1 protein-coding gene is annotated in these 586 nt (G+C 34.0%); it reads left to right on the top strand.

All coding sequences use genetic code 11. The features are described from left to right. The coding region (dnaN, locus tag ABD256_RS44265; protein WP_344432420.1) for a DNA polymerase III subunit beta at nt 1–586 on the top strand (586 nt) is incomplete at both ends.

The raw sequence follows: 586 nt of genomic DNA, 5'->3' as shown, positions 1-586 counted from the left end.
CTTATTGATTACTTCAACTGGTGCTGTACTATTAGAAGCAAACTTCTTTATTAATATCGTTTCAAGTCTTCCAGATATGACATTAGACTTTGAAGAAATTGAACATCATCAAATCGTTTTAACAAGTGGTAAATCAGAAATTACCTTAAAAGGAAAAGATGTTGATCTTTACCCTCGCCTTCAAGAAATGGCTACTGAAAATCCTTTAGTTTTAGAAACAAAACTATTGAAATCTATCATTGCTGAAACAGCCTTTGCAGCAAGTCTTCAAGAAAGCCGTCCAATCTTGACTGGTGTTCATATGGTTCTTAGTGACCACAAAGACTTTAAAGCAGTCGCAACTGATTCTCACCGTATGAGCCAACGTAAATTAACTTTGGAAAATACTTCAAATGATTTCAACGTTGTTATTCCAAGTAAATCTTTACGTGAATTTGCAGCTGTATTTACAGATGATATTGAAACGGTAGAAGTTTTCTTCTCTGATAGTCAAATGCTTTTTAGAAGCGACTACATTAGCTTCTATACACGACTTTTAGAAGGAAATTATCCAGATACTGACCGCTTGTTGACAAATACTTTTGAA

The sequence above is a fragment of the Amycolatopsis minnesotensis genome (assembly GCF_039529815.1).
In the GTDB taxonomy this organism is placed as follows: Bacteria; Actinomycetota; Actinomycetes; order Mycobacteriales; family Pseudonocardiaceae; genus Amycolatopsis; species Amycolatopsis minnesotensis.
This window is presented reverse-complemented; position numbering and strand designations above follow the sequence as displayed.